This window comes from Paenibacillus dauci (assembly GCF_000971985.1).
Taxonomy (GTDB): Bacteria; Bacillota; Bacilli; order Paenibacillales; family Paenibacillaceae; genus Saccharibacillus; species Saccharibacillus dauci.
Genome location: NZ_KQ040800.1, coordinates 127,789 through 150,531 on the forward strand (window position 1 = coordinate 127,789; position 22,743 = coordinate 150,531).

General features: G+C 46.6%; 24 protein-coding genes. 19 read left to right on the forward strand and 5 right to left on the reverse strand.

Features of this window, described 5'->3' with window-relative positions; translation table 11 throughout:
• Positions 1 to 51 precede the first annotated feature (51 nt).
• The 9 genes from WH46_RS23290 to WH46_RS06010 all read left to right on the forward strand — a co-directional run bounded on the left by WH46_RS23290 (position 52) and on the right by WH46_RS06010 (position 10,821).
• Positions 52 to 627 (forward strand): hypothetical protein, encoded by a 576-nt coding sequence (locus tag WH46_RS23290; protein WP_017814311.1) that lies wholly within the window; start codon positions 52 to 54, stop codon positions 625 to 627.
• Between the two features lie 88 nt (positions 628 to 715).
• Positions 716 to 1,060 (forward strand): YflT domain-containing protein, encoded by a 345-nt coding sequence (locus tag WH46_RS05975; protein ID WP_017814312.1) that lies wholly within the window; start codon positions 716 to 718, stop codon positions 1,058 to 1,060.
• A gap of 234 nt (positions 1,061 to 1,294) precedes the next feature.
• The gene (locus tag WH46_RS05980) at positions 1,295 to 2,461 is read left to right on the forward strand and encodes a PP2C family protein-serine/threonine phosphatase (protein WP_046226084.1); all 1,167 of its coding nucleotides are present in this window, start codon (positions 1,295 to 1,297) and stop codon (positions 2,459 to 2,461) included.
• The gene (locus tag WH46_RS05985; RefSeq protein ID WP_046226085.1) at positions 2,461 to 6,165 is read left to right on the forward strand and encodes a response regulator; all 3,705 of its coding nucleotides are present in this window, start codon (positions 2,461 to 2,463) and stop codon (positions 6,163 to 6,165) included. Before WH46_RS05980 ends, WH46_RS05985 begins: the two co-directional genes overlap by 1 nt.
• Before the next feature lie 254 nt (positions 6,166 to 6,419).
• Entirely contained in the window at positions 6,420 to 7,313 is an 894-nt protein-coding gene (locus tag WH46_RS05990) for a CheR family methyltransferase (protein ID WP_017814315.1), read from the forward strand.
• A gap of 18 nt (positions 7,314 to 7,331) precedes the next feature.
• Positions 7,332 to 8,999: a response regulator gene (locus tag WH46_RS05995; RefSeq protein ID WP_046226086.1), complete on the forward strand. Its 1,668-nt coding sequence runs from the start codon at positions 7,332 to 7,334 to the stop codon at positions 8,997 to 8,999.
• A 239-nt stretch (positions 9,000 to 9,238) separates the two neighbouring features.
• Positions 9,239 to 9,577 (forward strand): STAS domain-containing protein, encoded by a 339-nt coding sequence (locus WH46_RS06000; protein WP_017814317.1) that lies wholly within the window; start codon positions 9,239 to 9,241, stop codon positions 9,575 to 9,577.
• 18 nt (positions 9,578 to 9,595) lie between these two features.
• Positions 9,596 to 10,048: an anti-sigma B factor RsbW gene (gene rsbW / locus WH46_RS06005; protein WP_017814318.1), complete on the forward strand. Its 453-nt coding sequence runs from the start codon at positions 9,596 to 9,598 to the stop codon at positions 10,046 to 10,048.
• Entirely contained in the window at positions 10,045 to 10,821 is a 777-nt protein-coding gene (locus tag WH46_RS06010; protein ID WP_017814319.1) for a sigma-70 family RNA polymerase sigma factor, read from the forward strand. The genes rsbW and WH46_RS06010 overlap by 4 nt, the downstream gene beginning before the upstream one ends.
• Positions 10,822 to 11,535: 714 nt before the next feature.
• Here WH46_RS06010 and WH46_RS06015 read toward each other — a convergent pair.
• The 5 genes from WH46_RS06015 to WH46_RS06035 form a co-directional block, all read right to left on the reverse strand.
• A complete protein-coding gene (locus WH46_RS06015; RefSeq protein ID WP_017814320.1) occupies positions 11,536 to 11,922 on the reverse strand; it encodes a DUF5665 domain-containing protein in 387 nt (128 codons plus the stop codon).
• Between the two features lie 91 nt (positions 11,923 to 12,013).
• The gene (locus WH46_RS24575; RefSeq protein ID WP_017814321.1) at positions 12,014 to 12,688 is read right to left on the reverse strand and encodes a YtxH domain-containing protein; all 675 of its coding nucleotides are present in this window, start codon (positions 12,686 to 12,688) and stop codon (positions 12,014 to 12,016) included.
• Between the two features lie 164 nt (positions 12,689 to 12,852).
• A complete protein-coding gene (locus tag WH46_RS06025; RefSeq protein ID WP_017814322.1) occupies positions 12,853 to 13,110 on the reverse strand; it encodes a GlsB/YeaQ/YmgE family stress response membrane protein in 258 nt (85 codons plus the stop codon).
• A gap of 134 nt (positions 13,111 to 13,244) precedes the next feature.
• The gene (locus WH46_RS06030) at positions 13,245 to 13,895 is read right to left on the reverse strand and encodes a phosphatase PAP2 family protein (RefSeq protein ID WP_052714135.1); all 651 of its coding nucleotides are present in this window, start codon (positions 13,893 to 13,895) and stop codon (positions 13,245 to 13,247) included.
• A 274-nt stretch (positions 13,896 to 14,169) separates the two neighbouring features.
• Positions 14,170 to 14,394, reverse strand: coding sequence for a DUF1128 domain-containing protein (locus tag WH46_RS06035; protein WP_017814324.1), 225 nt, complete (start codon positions 14,392 to 14,394; stop codon positions 14,170 to 14,172).
• Between the two features lie 146 nt (positions 14,395 to 14,540).
• On the opposite strand from WH46_RS06035, the gene yyaC reads away from it, so the two are divergent.
• From yyaC to gatA, 10 genes are all read left to right on the forward strand, one after another.
• Positions 14,541 to 15,083 carry a spore protease YyaC gene (gene yyaC / locus WH46_RS06040; protein WP_052714136.1) on the forward strand — a complete coding sequence of 181 codons (543 nt, stop codon included), beginning with the start codon at positions 14,541 to 14,543 and terminating at the stop codon, positions 15,081 to 15,083.
• A gap of 125 nt (positions 15,084 to 15,208) precedes the next feature.
• Complete coding sequence (locus tag WH46_RS06045; RefSeq protein WP_046226087.1) at positions 15,209 to 15,991, forward strand: alpha/beta fold hydrolase; 783 nt, start codon at positions 15,209 to 15,211, stop codon at positions 15,989 to 15,991.
• Between the two features lie 36 nt (positions 15,992 to 16,027).
• Positions 16,028 to 16,672 (forward strand): DUF6483 family protein, encoded by a 645-nt coding sequence (locus tag WH46_RS06050; protein WP_017814327.1) that lies wholly within the window; start codon positions 16,028 to 16,030, stop codon positions 16,670 to 16,672.
• A gap of 25 nt (positions 16,673 to 16,697) precedes the next feature.
• Positions 16,698 to 17,885: a class I SAM-dependent methyltransferase gene (locus WH46_RS06055; RefSeq protein ID WP_046226110.1), complete on the forward strand. Its 1,188-nt coding sequence runs from the start codon at positions 16,698 to 16,700 to the stop codon at positions 17,883 to 17,885.
• A 323-nt stretch (positions 17,886 to 18,208) separates the two neighbouring features.
• Positions 18,209 to 18,808: an undecaprenyl phosphate transporter UptA gene (locus tag WH46_RS06060; RefSeq protein WP_017814329.1), complete on the forward strand. Its 600-nt coding sequence runs from the start codon at positions 18,209 to 18,211 to the stop codon at positions 18,806 to 18,808.
• Between the two features lie 24 nt (positions 18,809 to 18,832).
• Positions 18,833 to 19,402 (forward strand): thioredoxin family protein, encoded by a 570-nt coding sequence (locus tag WH46_RS06065; protein WP_046226088.1) that lies wholly within the window; start codon positions 18,833 to 18,835, stop codon positions 19,400 to 19,402.
• A gap of 5 nt (positions 19,403 to 19,407) precedes the next feature.
• Positions 19,408 to 20,043, forward strand: coding sequence for an MBL fold metallo-hydrolase (locus WH46_RS06070; protein ID WP_017814331.1), 636 nt, complete (start codon positions 19,408 to 19,410; stop codon positions 20,041 to 20,043).
• Between the two features lie 313 nt (positions 20,044 to 20,356).
• On the forward strand, positions 20,357 to 20,734 hold the full coding sequence (locus WH46_RS06075) for a hypothetical protein (protein WP_017814332.1): 378 nt from the start codon (positions 20,357 to 20,359) through the stop codon (positions 20,732 to 20,734).
• Positions 20,735 to 20,925: 191 nt separating this feature from the next.
• On the forward strand, positions 20,926 to 21,213 hold the full coding sequence (gene gatC / locus WH46_RS06080; protein ID WP_017814333.1) for an Asp-tRNA(Asn)/Glu-tRNA(Gln) amidotransferase subunit GatC: 288 nt from the start codon (positions 20,926 to 20,928) through the stop codon (positions 21,211 to 21,213).
• Positions 21,214 to 21,261: 48 nt separating this feature from the next.
• The gene (gatA, locus tag WH46_RS06085; RefSeq protein ID WP_046226089.1) at positions 21,262 to 22,719 is read left to right on the forward strand and encodes an Asp-tRNA(Asn)/Glu-tRNA(Gln) amidotransferase subunit GatA; all 1,458 of its coding nucleotides are present in this window, start codon (positions 21,262 to 21,264) and stop codon (positions 22,717 to 22,719) included.
• Positions 22,720 to 22,743 lie beyond the last annotated feature (24 nt).

The following is a 22,743-nucleotide window of genomic DNA, read 5'->3' on the forward strand; positions in this document are numbered from 1 at the left end:
GACCAACGGCTACATGATGATTCATGTGTAAACCGCAGAAAGGGTGAGACGATGCTTACTTACATGATGTTACTCGCTGGAATATTGTCCCCTTACAACGGTTCTGCCCAGGTATCTGATGCACCGTTACAGCCAGTCGTAGCTGTGCAGTCTGCTGAGTATGCCGCGATGCCCGCGGATAACAGTATCCATACTGCTTCCATAACATCTGCAACAGATTCCGTATACGAAGAACCCGATACCGAGGATACACTCAGCTACCATACTCTAAATGGCGTCTCTCTTAGTGACAGCCGGGCAGAGCTGCTGAACAAAAAGGGCGAACCGCTTCATCAGGTGAAGACGGATGCCGGCTATACGGAATATGAGTATGACGATGTGAAAGTAGGCATGATGGGGGATCACATTTACTATGTAAGTGTACCCGCACAGGCTGGCTCACTGACACTGGATGGTCACACGCTTCCTATTAATAAGCAGGCGATTACCAGTGAGTTGGGTGAACCGGATTTCACAGCAGATGATGGGGAAGGCTACAATAATGACTTTTATGCTTTTAAAGTCTTTACCGACCCTGGCACAGGGAAGATTGTCAGCGCAGATATTTTCGATACATTATCGGAGTGAATATTAATTATTTCTGAAAAAAATGTTTCATAGATTGGCAGTGTGGGTAAATGGTATATTGACTATCTTGTGAAAGCAGGTGATAGACATGAATCCGACTAATGCCAAGCCATACGCCAAAGTTGTAGCAAACGGTATACAAGCTGTAGAAGTCGTGAAGGAGCTGCAAAGTACGGGATATGGGTTTGATGATATCTATGTACTGGCGCATCAGCAGGACGTTACAGCCAAAATTGCCGAGACAGCCGGGGCACAGGAGATCGGGCTGAAGGAAGAAGGCATGTTTGACTCACTTGCCAATCTTTTCCGTTCACGTGGTGATGAACTGCGTTCCAAAATCACCTCACTTGGATTTACCCAGGCAGAGGCAGATTTTTACGAGCAGGAATTAGACCAAGATAAAGTACTTATTATTGCCAATCATAAATCCTAATTATAGAGGCTGCATGCTAAAGACAAAGAGGTTGTATCAAAATCATATAACCGTTGTCCCCGCTAGGGCCTAGATTTGTAAGGAAAATGCCTTCAATTCCACTTCCATGGTGGAGTTGGAGGTTTTTTGACGAGTTTTTGATACAGCCCCTTTTTGGATAACAATCACAGTTGGCTTATAATGAAAACAAGGTATATGAATCCGCTTCATGAAATAAGGGAATGAGGAGAAGTTATGAATATATTAATCGTTGATGATAATCCGACCAATGTAATAATTATCCGTGAGATTCTGAAAAGAGAACAATATACCAATATCGTCACTTCCGCATCGGCCCGGGAAATGTTCGAACATCTTGGTCTGGGTGAACCTGATGCAGTAGCACGTGCCAAAGCCAATTCGTTTGACCTGATTTTGCTGGATATGATGATGCCCGAAATGGATGGTATTGAAGCCTGCCGGATTATTCAGCAACATGAGCTGCTGAAAGATATTCCGATTATTATGGTCACAGCAGTAGGAGATTCCAAAAAACTGGCGGAAGCACTAGATGCCGGAGCAATGGATTATGTGACCAAGCCGATCAACAAAGTGGAATTGCTGGCTCGTATGCGTCTGGCCCTGCGACTCAAACATGAGAAAGACTGGCATAAAGAAAGAGACCAGCATATCCAGGATGAGCTTAAATTAGCCAGTCTGGTACAGCATGCGGTGCTAAGTACGCCGATTCATGATCCTTCTTTCCAGATTGAAGCCCTGTACAAGCCTTCTTTTGAGCTGGCAGGTGATTTGTATGCCTGGTATCCTCTTGGAGAAGGACGTTATGGCGTCATTTTGCTGGATATGATGGGGCATGGTATTTCTTCATCCTTGTTCTGCATGTTTATCGCATCTGTGCTTAAGGATACAGTTACTACCTATGTAGAACCGGAGAAAGTCATCCAGGAGCTGAACCGTCGTTTTAATCAGCTTCATATTGAGAATCAGCTGGTACAATACTACTTTACGGCGATCTATCTGGTGGTAGATACCAAGTACAAACGGATCGATTATGTTAATGCCGGACATCCTCCAGGTCTTTTCTTTGATGATAACGGAGAAGTGACCAAGCTCAGTACGAGTACGTTCCCTGTTGGCTTATTTGACCGAATTGAAGCAGAGCCACGCAGTTTCCATTATGAAGGAGACGGACATCTGGTACTGTATACAGATGGTCTGCTTGAAGCAGTAGAAGGCGATCAGGATGTGCAGCTTGATTTCCTGATTGATCAGCTGAAATCCAATCATCAACTGGATAAACAAAAAATCGAAACCGTATTTTTTGAAGCAAGTGCACCTGCAGATCGGGATGATGATAAGTGTCTGGTGTGGATTTCACTCAATGAAGGAGCGGACAATTAATGAAGCTAAGAACGAAGCTGGTCTTGGGGTTCAGTGTCATCATTTTATTATTGATGACACTGGGCTTTATTACGTATGACCGGATGAACTATATGAATGAACAGCTTGATAAGGTATACCAGGAGCGCTATCTCAAAGTACGGTATTCAACCGATATCCGCTCTCAAATGAATGTGATTGCCCGCGAAGCAGCCAATATGCTGCTCAGCGCTTCGACGCAGCCGGTAGAGCAGAGCCGCGTCACAATAGAACAGATGATTACGAGCAGTCAGAACAGCCTCAAACTGCTGAGTGAATCTTCCAATACACCAGAAGAAAAGAAACAGATTGAAACGGTGGCGGTTAACTGGCAGACCTTTATTGATTACTCGCGCCAGCTGACTTCGCTAGTAGCAGGAGACCAGATTGCCGCTGCGAACAATTACCGAACCCAGGTAGGGCTGGATGCGCAGACAAATCTGAATCAGAGCATATCCGACCTTGCGGAATATCAGGATAATGCGATTGATACGGAGATTGCGCAGGCCAATCTTGCTTATCAGAATTCGATTCGGATTACCACCTATGTGATGCTTGCCGGCGTTGTACTGAGCTTGTTGGTCATGCTTTGGATTGTACCAAGTATCAGCAAAGGTCTTGGAACCGTATCCCTGATGATCAAAGGATTCTCGGAAGAACGTTTTGGCGTTATTCGTCGTATTAAGATCAAATCCAAGGACGAGATCGGCGACGTAGCCAGAGTGTTCCAGCAGATGGCCGAAGATTTGCAGGAAAAGCGTCATATGGAAGATCAATATCGTCAGGCACAGGAAGACCAGTCCTGGCTGGATTCCAATACATCACGCATTACCGAGCTGCTGCGAGGCGTTAACACGTTGGAGCAGAGTGCACAGACTTTTATCAATGAATTTTCTCCGACACTTGGAGCCCATTTTGGAGCTCTGTATTTGCGAACGAATGAATCCAGCGACAAAATCATGCTCAAAGCAGCGTATGCTGCCGATGGCGAATTATGTTCCAAAAAAGAGATTCGTATTGGTGAAGGACTGACCGGACAGTGTGCTGCCGATCAGAAGCCGATCGTGCTGGATCAGGTACCGGAAGGGTACATTCCGGTCAATTCCGGACTGGGTGCGAGCAAGCCACAGAGCGTGCTGATTTATCCAGTACTGTTTAACGACGAGCTGCTGGGCGTTATCGAGCTGGCTTCACTGCGTGCATTTACATCGCTGCAGAGACAGCTGCTTCACTTACTTACCCAGGATCTTGGTATTATTATCAATAACATCAATCGTCGTTTGCACGTAGAAGAACTGCTGCGTGAATCTCAGGCACTGACAGAAGAGCTACAAAGCCAGTCCGAAGAGCTGCAAATGCAGCAGGAAGAACTGCGCCGCTCCAATGAACGTCTGGAAGAACAGACCGAGGAACTCAAGCGTTCCGAAGATATGCTGCAGCGCCAGCAGGAAGAACTGGAGCATTTTAATAATGAATTGATCGCCAAGACCCGCGAACTGCAGGAACAGATCCAGCATGTGGAAGAGCAGAATGAAGAGATTGAACAGAGCAAGCATCAGCTGGAACAACAGGCGATGCAGCTCGCTGTAACGAGTAAGTACAAATCGGAATTCCTGGCGAATATGTCCCATGAACTTCGTACACCACTGAACAGTCTGCTGATTCTTTCCCAGCTGCTGACCGAGAACAAGGACGGCAATCTGACCGACAAGCAGATGGAGTACGCAAGTACCATCTATATGTCTGGCGCGGATCTGCTCAAGATGATTGATGAGATTCTGGATCTCTCCAAGGTCGACGCCGGCAAAATGGAAATTAACCGTGAAGCTATACCGGTGACCAATCTGGAGTCCTTTGTAAATATGAACTTTGCTCCTGTAGCGGCGAAAAAAGGAATTGATCTGCATATTACGATCGGCGATCAGGTGCCGGAAGCCATTGTAACCGACGAGCACCGGGTTAAGCAGGTTCTACGCAATATGCTGTCCAATGCATTCAAGTTTACGGAAAAAGGATATATCGAAATGAATATCGATCAGGCAGAGCCGGGAGAACTTCCATCCTACCTGAACAGAGAAGAAGCGTATATCGCAGTCAAAGTGATCGATAGTGGTATTGGTATTCCGCAGGATAAACTGGATCTAATTTTTGAAGCGTTCCAGCAGGTGGATGGTACGACAAGTCGTAAATATGGCGGAACTGGATTGGGATTGTCCATCAGCCGCGAGCTGTCCCGTCTGTTGGGCGGTGGAATTACCGTCACTTCGGAAGAAGGCAAAGGCAGTACCTTTACCCTCTATCTGCCGAAGCTGGTTCCATCATCGGCTGACGAGACAGAAAGCAAGACGGATAGTACTGCCGACCGCATCAATTCCGGCTACATGTCGGCTGATTTTACCGATCAGGTATTGCAGCAGTCCTCCATGCGTATGAATAATCGCAAACAGGCTGCCGAGACAGAGTCTGCCGTTATTCCGCAGCCGCTGGCTGATGACCGTGACCAGATCAGCAAGGAAGACAAAGTACTGCTGATCATCGAGGATGATCCGAACTTTGCCAAAATCCTGATGGATATGGCCAGAGATCGTGGATTCAAAGCACTCGTAGGTATGCAGGGCGACACTGGCCTGCATATGGCCAAGACTTACAAACCGGATGCAATCATACTGGATATCCAACTGCCGGTGATCGATGGATGGGCAATCCTCAGTGAACTGAAAAGCAATGCCCATACCCGTCATATTCCGGTACATGTCATTTCTGTCATGGATGATGTCAAGCAGGGACTCATGATGGGGGCGATTGCCTACCTCAAAAAACCATCCAGTAAGGAAGCGCTGGAAAAAGCATTTTCCCATCTGGAATCCTATACCGAGCAGGGACTGAAGCAGCTGCTGATCGTAGAAGATGATGCGATTCAGCGTCAATCTATTATTGAACTGATTGGTCATGATGATGTCTCCATCACTGCAGTATCGACAGGCAAGGCTGCGCTGGAAGAACTGGACGGCAAGCGTTATGATTGTATGGTACTGGATCTGATGCTGACCGATATGACCGGCTTTGAACTGCTGGATCGTATTCGTGATAATCATCGTCTGAGCGATTTGCCGATCATTATTTATACTGGCAAGGATCTGGATACCAAGGAAGAGACCCAGCTGCGCAAGTATGCGGAGTCTATTATCGTCAAAGACGTCAAATCGCCGGAACGTCTGCTGGACGAGACGACCCTTTTCCTGCACCGGGTAGAAGCGGATCTGCCTGAAGACAAACGCCGTATCTTGCAGAAACTGCATAACAAGGAGACTCTGTTCGAAGGCAAGCGAATCCTGTTGGTAGATGATGATGTACGAAACGTATTTGCCCTGTCCAGTGTACTGGAAGGATACCGGATGGAAGTGACGTTCGCCGAGAATGGACGCGAAGCAATCGATATTCTGGCACAGCAGGATTTTGATCTGATTCTCATGGATATGATGATGCCGGAAATGGATGGATACGAAGCGATGCGGATTATTCGTCAGATGCCAGGGTATGACAAATTACCGATTATTGCGCTGACTGCCAAGGCAATGAAGGACGATCGTTCCAAATGTATTGAAGCGGGAGCCTCAGATTATGTCAAAAAACCAATACAAACGGACCAACTTTTATCATTAATGCGTGTTTGGTTGTATTCGTAGAGCACAAAAGTGGGTAAATGATTTATAATGTTAAACGTTGGCGATTTATCTGTGTGTTCAGATACGACCAATTCGGATAGAAATGGTTCCGATTTTACGCGGATCCATCTTGATCTCAAGCCAAAGAACAACGAACGACCATATAATTTTGACGAACATGTACAAATGTTGAGAAGCCGGTTGCACAATACAGTGAACCGGCTTTATACCGAATACGAATCACGTACAGTTTACAAGGAATCGGGGCTGAAAAGATGACACCGACGGATCATGAACAAATACAGAACAACTCAAACTCGCCCCAAGGGGAAGGTCAGATTATCACTAATCTCGCAGAGCGCGAGAATATTGAAATCGATCTGCTGCTGGAAGGGGTACATCGTTTGTACGGATATGACTTCCGTAATTATGCGCGTGCTTCATTGACCCGCAGAATATGGCATCATGTCCATGCGGAGAATCTCAAATCTGTCTCGGCTCTTCAGGAGAGAATACTGCATGATCGTTCCTGTTTTGAACGATTTGTACAGAACCTGTCGATTCCGGTGACAGAGATGTTCCGGGATCCGCACCTGTTCCGTATGTTCCGGGAAAAAGTCATTCCCCTGCTGCGGACCTATCCGTATATTCGGATATGGCATGCGGGCTGCTCCACGGGAGAAGAAGTATACTCGATGGCAATCTTGCTGCACGAAGAAGGTCTGCTGGACAAAGCACGGATCTATGCGACCGACATGAATAACCGTTCACTACAGCAGGCGCGCGAAGGCGTCTTCGGTATTGATCGTATGCAGCTATACACCAAGAATTATCTGGAAGCTGGCGGTACCCGCTCTTTTTCCGAATATTATACAGCCAAGTACCAATCCGTTATTTTCCAGCCGTTTCTTCGCAAGCATATTATTTTTGCGGAGCATAATCTGGCTACTGACCGCTCGTTCAACGAGTTTAATGTAATCTTGTGCCGAAATGTAATGATTTATTTTGACGATAAACTCCGTGAACGTGTTCATGGATTGTTTCATGAAAGTCTTAGCCGCTTCGGTATTCTGGTGCTGGGCTCCAAAGAGTCGATGCAATTCACCGGCTACAGTGATTCGTATGAACCACTGGATCGACTGGAAAAGGTATACCGGAAAATTAACTAGAGAATGTAGGGGGATACCATGAGGTTTCATGAACCGATTCATATCTTGCTGGTAGATGATCGACCTGAAAACTTGCTTGCCCTGGAAGCCGTTCTCGAGAGTGAACGTTATAATCTCGTCAAAGCGACTTCAGGGGAAGAAGCGCTGCGCTGTCTGCTCAAGGATGAATTTGCTGTTATTATTCTGGATGTTCAGATGCCGGGGATGGATGGCATTGAGACTGCCAAACTGATCAAAGCCCGTGAGAAAACCAAAGAAATTCCGATTATTTTTGTGTCTGCCAATAGCAAGGAAGCCGAGCATCTGTTTGCCGGATATTCTGCAGGTGCTATTGATTACATGGTAAAACCATTTATTCCGCAAATCCTGAAATCCAAGATTGAAGGATTTGTAAATATGTATCTGACCAACAAGCGTCACAAAACCCAGTCCATGCTGCTGCAGCAAAAAACGCTGGAACTTGAAAAAATGAATCAGGAACTGGTTCGTGCCAAAGAAGCTGCCGAGATTGCAGCCAAAGCGAAAACCGAATTCCTGGCAATGATGAGCCATGAGATCCGTACTCCGATGAACGGAGTAATCGGTATGATCGATCTGTTGATGGAGACCGATCTTCAACCTGAACAAAAGGACTATGCCGAGATTATCCGCAGCAGTGCAGATACACTCGTTATGGTCATTAACGATATTCTGGACTTTACCAAAATGGAGTCAGGCAAAATGGAACTGGAAGAACATCCATTTTCGCTCGAAAATTGTATTTCCGAAGTGTTTGGACTATTTTCGGTGGAGGCTGGCAAAAAGGGTCTGGAGCTGCTTTACCGAATTGGAGATAATGTACCGGGCTATCTGTTCGGAGATATGGCGCGCCTGCGTCAGGTGCTCATTAATTTGACGGCGAATGCTATCAAATTTACCGAGCAGGGCGGTGTCTATCTGGAAGTAGAAGCGGTAGGCCAGCATGATAATCGTCTGGAACTGGAGTTCAAAGTCAAGGATACAGGTATCGGGATTGCTCTGGAGAAGCGGGAGCAGCTGTTCCAGCCATTTTCTCAATTGGATTCATCCATGACAAGAAAGTATGGCGGAACCGGACTGGGTCTGGCGATTTGCAAAAACCTGGTACAGATGATGGGCGGAGATATCCGTCTGGAATGCAAAGAGATGGAACCTGGCGATGGAGCAGTATTTGCCTTTAGCATCCGTGTGGGTGAATACACGGTTGAAGAGACAGAAGTAGATGTGGTGGAGGAAAGGCCGGTAAGTCTGCTTCAAAAGAGCGGCTCCATTCCCCGCATTCTGATTGTAGACGACCATCCGATCAATCAGAAGCTGATGGTTAGTATGCTCAATAGACTCGGTTACGAGCCGGATACTGCAGATGACGGAGATGAAGCGATCCGGATGGCTTCTGCCCAGACGTATGATTATATCTTTATGGATGTACAGATGCCTAATATTGACGGACTGGAAGCTACGCGGATTATACGCGAGCTGGGGAATGGAGAACGTTCGGTCATTATTGCAATGACTGCTGATGTGATGGAAGGTATCAAAGGACGATGCTTTGCAGCAGGCATGGATGATTATATAAGCAAACCGGTCAAAATGAGTAGCGTAAAAGCAATGATGGAACGTTATGCATTGGAATTATCACGGTATGAAGCCAAAAAAACGGTATATTGATCATTCGTATGTGATAACCGAATTAACATATAATGCGCAATAAGGTCTTGCTGCCACTGGCGGAAAAGGCTAGATTTGCGCTGCCCCTACTAAAGTTGTTATAACAACTAAAAATTGTATATACTATAAAAAACAGGATATAATCAAAATCAGTTCTCTAATCGGTTATTTAGGATATGTTTCATAAGATAACAGATTGGGTTATTAGTAAAGAAACCATTGTTCAGGGGAGAATGTCTATGACTACTAACAAAAACGAAAAATTTAATGCAGTAACCCAACTCGAAGAAGGCGCATGCACTGTCTTTTTAAGCGGGGAAATGGATTTATCGGTAGCGCCTGATTTTCGTCTGGTTATGGAGCCGCTTGTAGGCGACGCTGGCCAGGATCTGATCGTAAATATGAAAGACCTGAAATATATTGATAGCACAGGTATCGGTATACTGCTCTCTATCCTCAAAGCACGGCACGGTATGAATGCCAGCTTTACTGTTGAAGAGGTTCCTCCACAAATTCAGAAACTGTTTGAAATGACCGGAATTGCCAAGTTTTTTGCCCCTCAGGAGAACTCCCACTAGGAAAGGATCGAACATAGCATGAAAGCTGATACTCAAAAAGTAATACTTAATTTACCTGCAACCGCAGAGTTTGTAGATGTAGTACGATTGAATCTGTACGGAATTGCTTCCAAAATGGGATTTTCATATGAAGATATTGAAGATATGAAAGTAGCCGTATCCGAAGCATGTAACAATTCCGTGCTGTATGCCTATGGGCAAAATGATGGACATATTGATGTAACTTTCGAAATCGGTGAAGAAACGTTATCCATTACTGTCGAAGACGAAGGGGAGAGCTTCGAAACAGTAAAAGGTGGCGGAGAAGAAAGCACACTGCATGACAAAGATCTGAATGATGTTCAGATTGGCGGACTTGGCTTCTATCTGATGCAGGCATTGATGGATGATGTCAGCATTGAAAATGTAGCTGGCCAGGGTACTCGTGTCGTCATGTCCAAAAGCCTTGCTCTAAGCGAGGAAAGAGTATGAGTGAAAGAGTGACTCCCCCCGAATCGATGGACGAGGCGATCGGCCTGATCTGGGAGTATCAACAAACAAAAGACAATGACATTGCGACCGTGCTGATCAAAAAGTACGAGCCTATGGTTAAGATGGCTGCGGGTAAAATTGCCCGTAACCGCCCTGACTTGTACGAAGATTTGTACCAGGTCGGTCAAATGGCATTGATTCGTCTTTTGCAACAGTATGATATTTCTTTGGGGATTCCCTTTGAACCATATGCCATGAAGAGTATGATCGGGCATATGAAAAACTTTTTGCGCGATAAATCGTGGTACATACAGGTTCCGCGCCGAATCAAAGAAAAGGGAGCCCTGGTTCAGCAGGCGATCGACGAATTGACGGTCAAGCTGGAACGTTCCCCTAGTGTGCGGGAAATTGCCGGTTTTCTGGAACTTTCGGAAGAGGAAACCATTGAAGTCCTGGCAGGACGCGAATGCTATCACTACGTATCTTTGGATTCGCCATTGTCCCAGGAAGAAAGCGCAGCTACACTGGGCGAACTTATCAGTGCAGATGTGAATGATTACGATGCAGTAGAGAAGCGGATGGATCTGCAGCAGGCACTTAGCCAGCTGAAGGAGCAGGAACAAAAAGTACTGCTGCTTGCCTTCCAGGAAGGTCAATCCCAACGTGCGATTGCACAAAAGCTGGGTGTATCCCAGATGAGTGTATCGCGTATCCAGAAGCGCGCTACGGAGAAGCTTAAACAAATTATGTCTAACGCTTCATCATCGGGTTAATGTTGCACATGTACAAGATTAAATTGTCGGTTATGGCAATTGACTGAGGTATGCTTTGATTCTCCGAATGGAGGTTGAAGCATACCTTTTTTAATTTCCTGCTGTGTTTCATATGATGCAGAATTTGGAGTGTAAGTGTAAGTGTAAGTGCGTTTGCTGTTCTATTGGATGCTTAGACTTGGATTTGTAGTACAGTTATAAATGAAGCTGAAGTGAATGTAAGTTTGTCCGCTCCGAAATTGGATTAGTCTCCTGCCCCTCGTTAAGATCAGATATCCTGAATATCCGCTTGCAGCGGAGGATATCCAATCTTAAATAGGGCCGCTTCGCTGCTGGAGTCTAATTCCAATTCCTTCGCTTAGAGCTTGGAATACATTCTTGTTTCTCTAAAAAATCTGCGTAAACAGCAGAGCGGAGGGAAGGGAATCTTTCCAAAGGACGACATTTAAGAATGGATATTTACCGATACAATCGGTGATTCAAAATATCCATTCTTAACCGGAGGACGACGGAATGATCCCTTTCCGCAGCGGTTGATGCATCATCAGTATACTAGCATAGCAGGCAGCCAACACCGATCGATCCCATGCCACATATTCCTGTTGTACAACTTGATAATAAAAAATCCCTGTGCGCGGATAAAGGATAACATTGCTGTATCTTTTATCTATGCACAAGGATTTTGATAAAGGAAGCGATGCGAATTTACTTCTGTTAACCTTTGCCTCCACTTGTATCTGCACCTTGGGAAGCCTTGACATAATCGAGAATCTGACTGATATAGTCACCGATCAGCGGCAGGGAAACCATCTGGCTCAGGATAAAGGCAAGCAGCGCCAGGATGACGATAGTACCCAATGATAAGCCAAGACCACGAGCAGTACCAGCAATAAAGTTGGTGATCAGGCGGCGGCGTACACTGCTGTAATTCTCGATGATATCTCTGATTTCCGCTTTGTCCAGCGCTTTGGTCAGCTGATCGAGGCGTTCATTCAGACGCTTCACTTCATGACGCAATTCGAATGGATGCTCGCGCACATTATCTGGCGGAGGTACCACTTCAGGGGATGTAGGTGATAACTCTTTGTCTTTGTCAGCCATGAGATTCCCTCGCTTTCATATGAATTCGCCACATCGGGCATAAAAATAGCCGACTGCAATGAGCCGGCTATTTTGGTCAATCCAGGTTATATTAGCGTTTGTTGTTAGAGTTAAAGTTATTGTTTGTTGACGGGTTGGAACCCGTTGTAGTGGAACCTGGTGTAGTAGATGTTGTAGAGCCCGCTGTTGCAGATCCAGTTGTCGTCGAAGCACCTGTGCTGGAACCTGTAGATGTGGAAGAACCGGAACCGGACGAAGTCAGCGGCTTGGAATCTTTTTTCACATCTTCAGCAGCTTTGGTTACTTCTTTGGCTACATCTTCTTTTGCACCTTTTACATCTTCAGCGATGTTTTTGGAAGCTTCGGCTACATGTTTTACGATGTTTTCTTTGGCTTCTGCTTTTTCTTGATCAGCAGATTCGCCTACACCGATCGAAGATTTGGCTTTACCAGTCAGGTCAGTAGCTTTGGTAGCTACAGTCTGAGCAATGGTTGTAGCTTTGTCACCTACCACACTTGCCAGTTCTACGGTTTTGTCGCTGATCAGGCCAGCTGCTTGCATCGTCTGGTCGGATACAGTACCGTATACATTTTTGGTTTTCTCACCGGCTACAGCCAGTTTGTCGGACAGATCGCTACGCAGCTCACGTCCCGGTTTTGGCGAGAAGAGCAGTGCGGCAGCAGCGCCGATCAGGCCACCGATAAATACACCTTTCAAAAATGTGGAACCGCTTTGCATTGGATATTCTTTTTCTGCTTCGTTCATAAAAAATCACTCCTTCAATTAGTGTAGGTTGCGTGTAATAGCGTACGGTTCTGCGACTAGAGCCGAAGAGCCAGCCATATCATATCAAGTGAAGCTTCTCTGGGAGTATTAAGTATTATGTTGCAGCTTACCATAAGTATGGCTTATATCATGCCTGTCTGAGATCAAGATGCTCTGTGGAGCAGTCGGGATAACAGTCCAAGCAGAAAAACGAAAATCGCAGTTCCCAGAATAGCCGGGATAATCGCAAAATCACCGATATTCGGGCCAAAGTCACCAAACAACAGGGCGCCCAGCCATGCTCCTACAAATCCGGCAATAGCGGCTCCAATGATACCACCAGGCATTGCTTTGCCTGCGAGCGCATTACCGATTAGGCCAATAATAACGGCGAGCACAATACTGATAATGATTCCCCACATGCAGATCGCCTCCTTTACTTTACGCTACGCTAGTCCATTTCAGCTGAAGGCACGTAACCGTTGAAGTGGGCTATCTCGCTTGTTTGTCTTACTTCGTATATAAACATGGGGCATACGCATGAAACATTGGTTGCTTACCCCTTTGCATCGTCAAAAGGTTGCTGGGGCTTTCTTTTTTGCCATACAGACAAGGCATACGCACATGTAATCAGCCACAGAAATCCGCTGGCAAAACCGGCAATAATATCGGTTGGATAGTGAACGCCGAGGTATACACGTGTAATGCCGATCAAGGCGATGAGTATAATACCACACAGGATGGCTGGTACCATGGACTGGTTTTTCTGCCTGCGATAGCGGGCCCAGATAAAGAACAACATCCCGTACATAGCTGCCGCGATCGTCGCATGACCACTGGGAAAGCTGTACCCTGAAGCATGAGTCCAGAATTCCAGTTCAGGACGTGGACGCATAAAGTGTGCTTTCAGAATCGTATTCAGCAGCCATGCACCCAGTGATGTCACAAGCAGCATCAGTGCTTCACGGTATTCGCGCCATACTGTCAATAGCAGTGCAAAACCAAGTGATACACAGACTGTCGAATAAAATCCGCCCAGATATGTGAAAAACAGCATTGTACTTCGGAGTGGTTCTTCATGATAAGTGCGCACCTCGCGCTGGAATTCATTTTCCCATATATGAACCTGACCGCCGAATGCATTCTGAATCAGCCAGGTAACCAGATTAAGGAGGATAAAAGAAACCGCTGCTCCTGCAATCAGCACGAGGGTAATTATGAGCCATAGAGGGAGATTGGAGAACTTGCGTCCTGAACGTTCAGGAAAAGCTGGAGATGAGATAGGGATCGCCTTCTTTCATTTGTTATCGTTATGTTAAATTTAACCCTGTATTCACGACTGAACCCTGTTAACAGCAAACATTCGTGAACAATATGCTAAATGTCTACGAATCAAAAGAAGCATAGTAACAAAATCCACATAAAAAAGCCTGCTTCCTCAAAAAAGGAAAGCAGGCTTTGATACCTGGAAAAGTGAAAAGTTATTTGCTGCGCAGACGTCCCAGTTCGGACACAAGTGCTTCAACTTCACTGATGCTCAAGTTGGGTTTATTCATCACAATATCATAGACTTCATGGATATCTTCATACTGATCCAGCGAAAAAGCAGAAGCCTGCATCGCTGCACCACTGGCCATCCGAAGCTTGGTTTTGATCGCTTCAATCATGACTTCCAGATTTTCCGTTGTAGGTTGGGACAAATCCATCGGTACGTTCTCCCTTTCTGTAACAAAAGCTGATTTTGTTGTATTGTACCATGGATAGCGACAGGGAACCAATATTTTGCGGTAATAGGGCGCATCGGTTAAAATTACTATAGATACGCACAGTTGAGGAGGGAATCTACTATTATATGATTAATCGTCAGTCAAGTCTGCTTCCCTATGACCAGCAGAATCGGCGCAATGTGAACCGGGATGGGTTGACCCAGTTTTTCCGGATGATTCACAGCCGTCATGCGCTGGAGGAGCTTGCCTTTGTGTGTATCGGTACAGACCGTTCAACGGGAGATGCACTGGGACCGCTAATCGGCAGTGGTCTGAAAGCACGCAGCATTCCCAATATTACAGGCACAATGGAGTATCCCTGCGATGCGCATAATCTGCATGAGCGTATTCCGCGCATATCGGGTGATCTGACGATTATTGCGATAGATGCCTGCCTCGGTCAGCAGCGCTCGGTAGGACTGTATAGCATTGGAGAAGAGCCGCTATTCCCTGCGTTGTCGGTAGGAGGCAAATTTCCGGGCGTAGGCACATACAGTATCGCAGCCATTGTGAATGAGAATGGACCCAAACCCTACTGGACGCTACAGACAACCTCATTGCGCCATGTTATGAAAATGGCAGAGGACGTCGTGGAAGCGGCGGTTCGTGGACTAGGCATTACCGATTGAATAGGCATATATCATTCGTCTGAATAAAATGATCATAGTGAATTCGATATCGAATAGGTTATACCTACTATAGATAAATGATTTCTATACATTTCCGAACTAACTGCACAGGGAGGCAATCATTCATGAATCAACCTATACAGCAACCATCCGAACTTCTTTATTTTACCGATACCGGTGCAGGTGAGCCGCTTGTATTGCTGCACGGTTTTATGGGCAGCTCTGCCTACTGGGATGAAGTTGTTCCCGAATTGTCCAGAACGTATCGCTGCATTGTGCCCGATCTGCGTGGGCATGGCCGCAGTCCGGCACCGGAAGGAGCCTACCGGATTGAACAAATGGCAGAAGATATTATCCGATTGCTGGATCATTTAAATCTGAACAAGGTTACGGTACTCGGTCACTCGATGGGTGGTTATGTGGCTCTTGTGCTGGCTGAGCAGTATGCAGACTATTTGAACGCATGGGGACTGGTTCATTCGACCGGATATGAGGATTCGCCAGAAGCCCGGGAGAAACGTCTGCAGACCGTCTCCAAAATTAACAGTGAAGGCGTAGCTGCTTTTGTAGACGGATTCATCGAAGGGTTGTTTGCACCGGATTCGGTAACTGAGCTGCCACAGGCTGTACAAAAAGCAAGGGAGATTGGATACCATACGCCTCCACAGGGAGCTTGCGGTGCAGCCATGGCGATGCGCGAACGTCCAGATCGTCGCTCGGTTATCGCTTCTTCCATTCTGCCGGTGCTATTGGTTGCCGGTGAGAATGATCATGTTGTACCGGCAGAACGTCTATTTACCGCTGAGGGAGAACAGATTACATCCGTAACGATACCGGGTGCCGGACATATGAGCATGCTGGAAGCACCAGAAGAACTAATCGCAGTGATCAACAAGTTTATTCGATAAAATCTACTATAGAATCATATTGAAGGCGGGATAGGAATGTTCAGAAAAGATTACCTCATGGGCATGATCGAGGATATGGCCAGCATGATTTCCAAAGCGTTCGGACTCAAGGAAGAAAAGAAATATACGGAAGCACTGTGGGAAGTTGATGACCTCATGCGCAAAAACTTCCGTTTGAACAGTGAACTGGTAAACCGTATGCCTACAGATGAAGTTATAGATATGTTCCGCGTAGGTCCCACTGTCGAAGTGGATCAGCTGCAGGGATTGGCACGCATGATCGAAGTAGAAGCCGATATTTATGCAGCCGGCGGTCATGATGAAGATGCTGTAGTACGCCGAATCAAATCGCTGCATCTGTTCCTGTACAGTGCGGTGAATGGGGCAGATCGCAGTCTGCTGGATTATCCACAGCATATTGATGGACTGCTCGATCAGCTGGAAGAGTACGTGCTGCCGGCTGCAGTAGAAAAACTGATGCTGGAATATGAAGAGCAGGAAGGCTATTATGATAATGCGGTAGATGCACTTCGTCGCCTGACCGAGCTGGACCCTACTGAAGGACAGCAGACCGGCGCAGCCTTTTACGAACGGATGCTAAGCAAAAGCGATGAAGAGCTGCAAGAAGGCGGCATCACCCGGGCCGATATAGAAGCGGCGCATGCCCGGCTGCAAAATTGAAAAGGAAAGAAAGTGATTGTACATCATGGATTCACTCCAGAAACTCGTTCATCAGCTGATTGAAGGCGGTGAACTGATCTCGGCGACGCTTAGTCAGCGCCGCAAACGGGACGCCGATGCCTTTAACAAAGTTATTATCAAACCGGTTGAACTCAAGAAGCAGCTGCATTATCAGTTTGCTTATCATTATAATAATAAAGTTACTCATGAGAATGTACCTGCTGCCGAAGCGGAGCGTCCGTTAATGGAGCTATTCGAGCAGTCGATGCGCCAGGGTCTGCTGTGCACCACAGAGGCGGATTATCAGGTATTGATCAGCAAGAAATACAAAGTGTCGATTTTAACCAAGACAGCGACCAAAACAGAAGCCGATCTGAATCATAACCGCAAAAAGCGCTATATTCTGGATGAAGGCGAACCTGTTCCTTTTCTGGTGGAGCTAGGTATCATGAATGCCGATGGCAAAGTGTTTGCCAAAAAGTATGACAAGTTCCGCCAGATCAATCGCTTCCTGGAGATGGTACAGGATATACTGCCATCGCTGCCTGAGGATCGTGAACTGACGATTGTGGATTTTGGCTGCGGTAAATCCTATCTCACCTTCGCTCTTTATCATTATTTGAATATCCAGCAGCGTCGCCCTTTGCGTATTGTTGGTCTGGATCTCAAAGCCGATGTCATTCAGCACTGCAGCCAGCTGGCCGAGAAGCTGAATTATGACAAGCTTCAGTTCCTGGTCGGAGACATTGCAGATTATAACGAGCTGGATCAGGTCGATATGGTCGTTACTTTGCATGCTTGTGATACAGCAACCGATGCTGCTTTGGAAAAGGCAGTACGCTGGGACGCCTCGGTTATCCTGTCTGTTCCATGCTGTCAGCATGAGCTGTTCAGCCAGGTAGAGAATGATGCCCTGAGCCCTCTTTTGTCCCACGGTATACTCAAGGAACGTTTCTCCGCGTTGGCTACTGACGCGATTCGTGCCAAGCTACTCGATCTGATGGGCTACCGTACACAGCTGCTCGAGTTTATCGATATGGAGCATACACCCAAGAATATACTGATCCGCGCGGTCAAAGGTTCTGCCGGTGATACAGCGACGATGTGGCAGGAATACAGTGTATTCCGAAATATGCTGCAAGCTCGCCCGTATCTGGAAAATGCCTGCCGTGACCTGCTTCCGCAGGAGACTACCAGCGAAGCTGTCCTGTAAAATCAATTCAGACGGCTACGTATCAATAAGACTGTATTGTGTACCATATATGTACCGCTTAATATCAACACCAACGGACTGTTTGTTTTGGCAGTCCGTTTTTTTATATTTTCCAAAGACGTACATATCACTGTCTGTGTGCATTGTTTATCCTTTTCCCCTTCTGGATAGCGTCCTCGGAATAGATGAGGTTAAAACTAGCCCATGTTCACATCACTGTGCTAAAATATGTAAGGACATCATTACGACACAGCGCTTGAGTCATGTGGGAATACATAAGCCTGATATAGAGACAGGAACACAACCATACTGAAGGAGGACTGGTGGAGATTATTTCCGATATTATTTCACAACTACTGCACTGGGTGGAACAGCTCGGTTATGCAGGTATTATGCTGGGATTGATGATTGAGGTCATTCCGAGTGAGATTGTGCTGGCCTACGGCGGATATCTCGTATCCACAGGCAGTATCAATTACTTTGGAGCGGTAGCGTTTGGTACCGTTGGCGGGGTCATCGCCCAGCTGTTCATTTACTGGATCGGACGTTACGGCGGACGCCCTGTACTGGAAAAGTACGGCAAATACATTTTGATCAAAAAAAGCCATATCGACCACGCGGAAGAATGGTTTGATAAATACGGCACAGGTGTTATTTTTACCGCGCGTTTTATTCCGGTTGTACGCCATGCCATTTCGATACCGGCAGGCATTACCAAGATGTCCCATGTACGCTTTATTACACTGACTACGCTGGCGGTGATTCCATGGTCTGCCCTGTTTGTTTATCTGGGTATGGTACTGGGCAGCCAGTGGGAGAATATCGATCAGATCGCAAGTAAATATACGACACCGATCCTGATTGTGGCAGTTGTGCTGCTGGCATCCTACTTTTTGGTTAAAAGGAAGATGAAAAAGAAATAAATCATCCGAAAGGCGGCGAATATAATGAGCAAGCGCAATCTGGCAGACAAATGGGAAGTGGCAATTACTCCGGAGCAGTTTATGGAGGGAATGACACAGAACAAGGAAGCTTTCCATGATGGACATACCTTATTCAATTGGACCGATCTGGAGGATCACGAATTTTTCAAATTGCTCCAGCATCGTGATGACTTGCGCTCCATTATTATAGCGGCTGACTGGTGTGGCGATGTAGTTCGTAATATTCCGGTTGTATTCCGTGCTTTTGAGGAAGCGGCTATTCCAACCCGGGTTCTTATTCTGGAGGAGCATCAGGATGTTATGGACGAATATCTGACGATGGGTGGGCGTTCTGTACCGATAGTTATCATTACGGATACTGGCGGTCATGTGCTGGGACAATGGGGACCGCGTCCACAGCATGTGCAGGAGCTGATGGTGGCTTTCCGTCAGGAGAATCCGGATCGTGAAGCTCCCGACTACAAGGACAAGATGGCAGAGGTACGCAAAGGAATGATGGAGCGCTATGGAGAAGGTTCTGCTTCTCATGCGATGGTGATCCGTGAACTGCGTGAATTATTATCAGGAGTGTGAATAACGTGTTCAAAATAGAGACTTTTTCGCTTGGACCGCTGCAGACCAATGCGTATCTGCTGATCGCAGAAGATAATCAGCATGCGGTAGTGATTGATCCGGGGATGAACCCGGGCTCACTGATTCGGCGTATAGATACATTGAATCTGAAGCTGGAAGCCATTTTGCTAACCCATGCTCATTTTGATCATATGGGCGGGGTACAGGAGATGCGTCAGCATTATTCCTGCCCGGTTTACCTGCATGATCTGGAGGCAGAGTGGATGACCAATCCACGGCTCAACGGTTCGGCGATGTGGCCGGATGTGACTCCGCCAATTACAGCCGAGCCTGCAGAATACGCCTTGGATAAAGGACAAAAGCTGGAGCTGATCGGCCATACATTTACCGTGTACCATACACCGGGTCATTCACCGGGCAGTGTCAGCTTCCTGAGTGGAAAAGAACTGTTCTCCGGTGACGTACTGTTCCGCATGGGTGTGGGACGTACCGATCTGACCGGCGGCAGCGAGCGGGCATTGATCGATTCGATCCGTACCGTATTGTACCGTTTTGATGATGAGACGACAGTTTATCCGGGACATGGACCGAGAACAACGATTGGTAACGAGAAAGCAGGCAATCCCTACGTTCCTGCATAATGTAGCAGCATCTGCATGAGCGCTTGCACGGCAGATAGAATTTTGCATCATCGCTTCTGTCTGTAGCGAGGTACTTTTATACAGAAGATGATTTTCTCAAAGACAATTACTTAGACAAGCAGACTGGATCTTTTTCTGTCTGCTTGTTTTATTTTGGAAATAAAATGACACCAATCGACCTCTATAGACGTACTTTATAAAATGCATATTTTCACAAGGGTATTAAGATGTAATTTTTGGGATTAAAGTGGACACCACTTACTTATTGTAGTAGGATGTACAAATAAGGAGATAAGCTAGGGGGAGATAGACGATGCTGCATCTGGGAGAAAAAGTCGTAGTGGTCACTGATACCTTTGAGCAAAATCTGCCTGTAGGTGATTATGGATATATAATTGCGTATGACCGTAACCCTGATAATGCCTTCGATTATGTCATTCGTATTCCTAAAGCAAACCGTAATTTCTTTGTACCGGCTGGCGATATTGAGCCGGAGGAGATACTGCTGCAACAGGAAGCAGAACGAATCGGACGCGAGGCGCTAATCGATTATGCTCTGGCGACACACAATGAAAAGTTGTTTTTCCAAGTGATGAATGGTGAGGAACTTCCGGTACCTGAAGAACCTTTAACAGATAAAAGTACACAGGCTGATTTCGTCAAACAAATCAATCTGCGTGCTTGGATTTAAAAGAGTCGGCGCTGCCGGCTCTTTTTTTATTGCTATCGCTTTAACGGATTGAATTGTAAGGGTATGTACCCTATAATGGAAAAAGTTATTTCCCGCCGGTTTGGCTGTGATGCGGACAGAAGTTATAGGTTCTGCATGCTATCCAGTACATCCAGCGAGAGACCGGTACAGGATTGAAGGAGGGTTTATCAATGACAATCAATATTCAGGATGTGGAACATGTAGCCAGACTGGCGCGTCTGGATTTGAATGAAGAAGAGAAGGAACAATTCACTGCGCAGCTGGATGCCATTCTCAAATATGCAGAAAAGCTGAACGAGCTGGATACGGACAATGTCGAGCCTACCACGCATGTGCTGCATGTCAGCAATGTAATGCGCGAAGATAAAGTGCATGAAAGTCTGCCGATTGAAAAAGTACTGCGCAATGCTCCCGATGATGAAGACGGGCAGTTCAAAGTACCGGCTGTTCTGGAATAGACTCCTGCAGCCCGATCCCAAGTAAACCGAATTGAAGGAGGACACGAAGTGACTTTATTTGACCTCAGTCTGAACGAAATACATAACCGGCTTCATGCCAGAGATCTGGCAGTAACCGATCTTGTAGCACAGGCTTTTCAGACGATTAACGAACGTGATGACCGTATCCAGGCTTACCTGACGCTGGATGAGGAAGCAGCCAACTGCAAAGCAGCTGCACTGGATGAGAAAATGGCCAGCGGGGAAGCCCGTGGTCTACTGTTTGGCTTGCCGGCAGGGATCAAGGACAATATCGTGACCGAAGGACTGCGCACGACCTGTGCCAGTCAATTTTTGCGTAATTATGATCCGATTTATAATGCTACGGTTATGGAAAAGCTGCAGCTGGCAGATTCCGTTACACTGGGCAAACTGAATATGGACGAATTTGCCATGGGCGGCTCCAATGAAAACTCCAGCTTTATGCCGGTACGCAACCCGTGGAATCTGGATTATGTACCAGGCGGTTCAAGTGGTGGATCTGCAGCAGCAGTTGCAGCCGGCGAAGCATATTTCACCCTTGGCTCCGATACCGGCGGTTCGATCCGTCAGCCCGCTTCCTACTGCGGCGTTGTTGGACTCAAGCCTACTTATGGTCTGGTATCCCGTTTTGGTCTGGTTGCTTTTGCTTCATCTCTTGACCAGATTGGTCCGATTACCAAAAATGTAGAAGACTCCGCTTATGTGCTACAGGCAATTGCCGGATACGACGAGAAAGACTCCACATCAGCCAAAGTGGATATTCCCGATTACATTAGCTCGCTCACAGGTGATATCAAAGGACTGAAGATTGCCGTTCCTTCCGAATACATTGGTGAAGGTGTCGATGCTGCAGTCAAGGAATCGATCATGAGCGCGCTCAAAGTACTGGAAAGTCTGGGCGCAGAATGGGAAGAAGTTTCTCTTCCGTATACCGAGTATGCAGTAGCTACCTATTATCTGCTTGCTTCTTCCGAGGCTTCTTCCAACCTGGCGCGTTTTGACGGTGTACGTTATGGTGTACGTGCCGAGAATCCGGGCAATCTGCTGGAGCTGTATCATCAGTCCCGCAGTGAAGGATTTGGCCCGGAAGTGAAACGCCGGATTATGCTGGGTACCTATGCACTGAGCTCCGGTTATTATGATGCTTATTATCTCAAAGCCCAAAAAGTACGTACATTGATCAAGCAGGACTTTGACAATGTATTTGCCAAATATGATGTTATTGTTGGACCTACTGCGCCGACAACCGCATTCAAGCTGGGTTCCCAGGTGAATGATCCACTCACCATGTATCTGAATGATATTCTGACCATTCCAGTGAGTCTGGCAGGTGTACCGGCGATTAGCGTTCCTTGCGGATTAGTGTCGGGACTTCCTGTCGGCATGCAGATTATCGGCAAAGCCTTTGATGAACAGACGGTTTTGCGTGTGGCGCATGCATTTGAACAAAATACCGATTTCCATAAGCAGCGTCCACAGCTGTAAAACCATCTGAAGAAGGAGGACGAT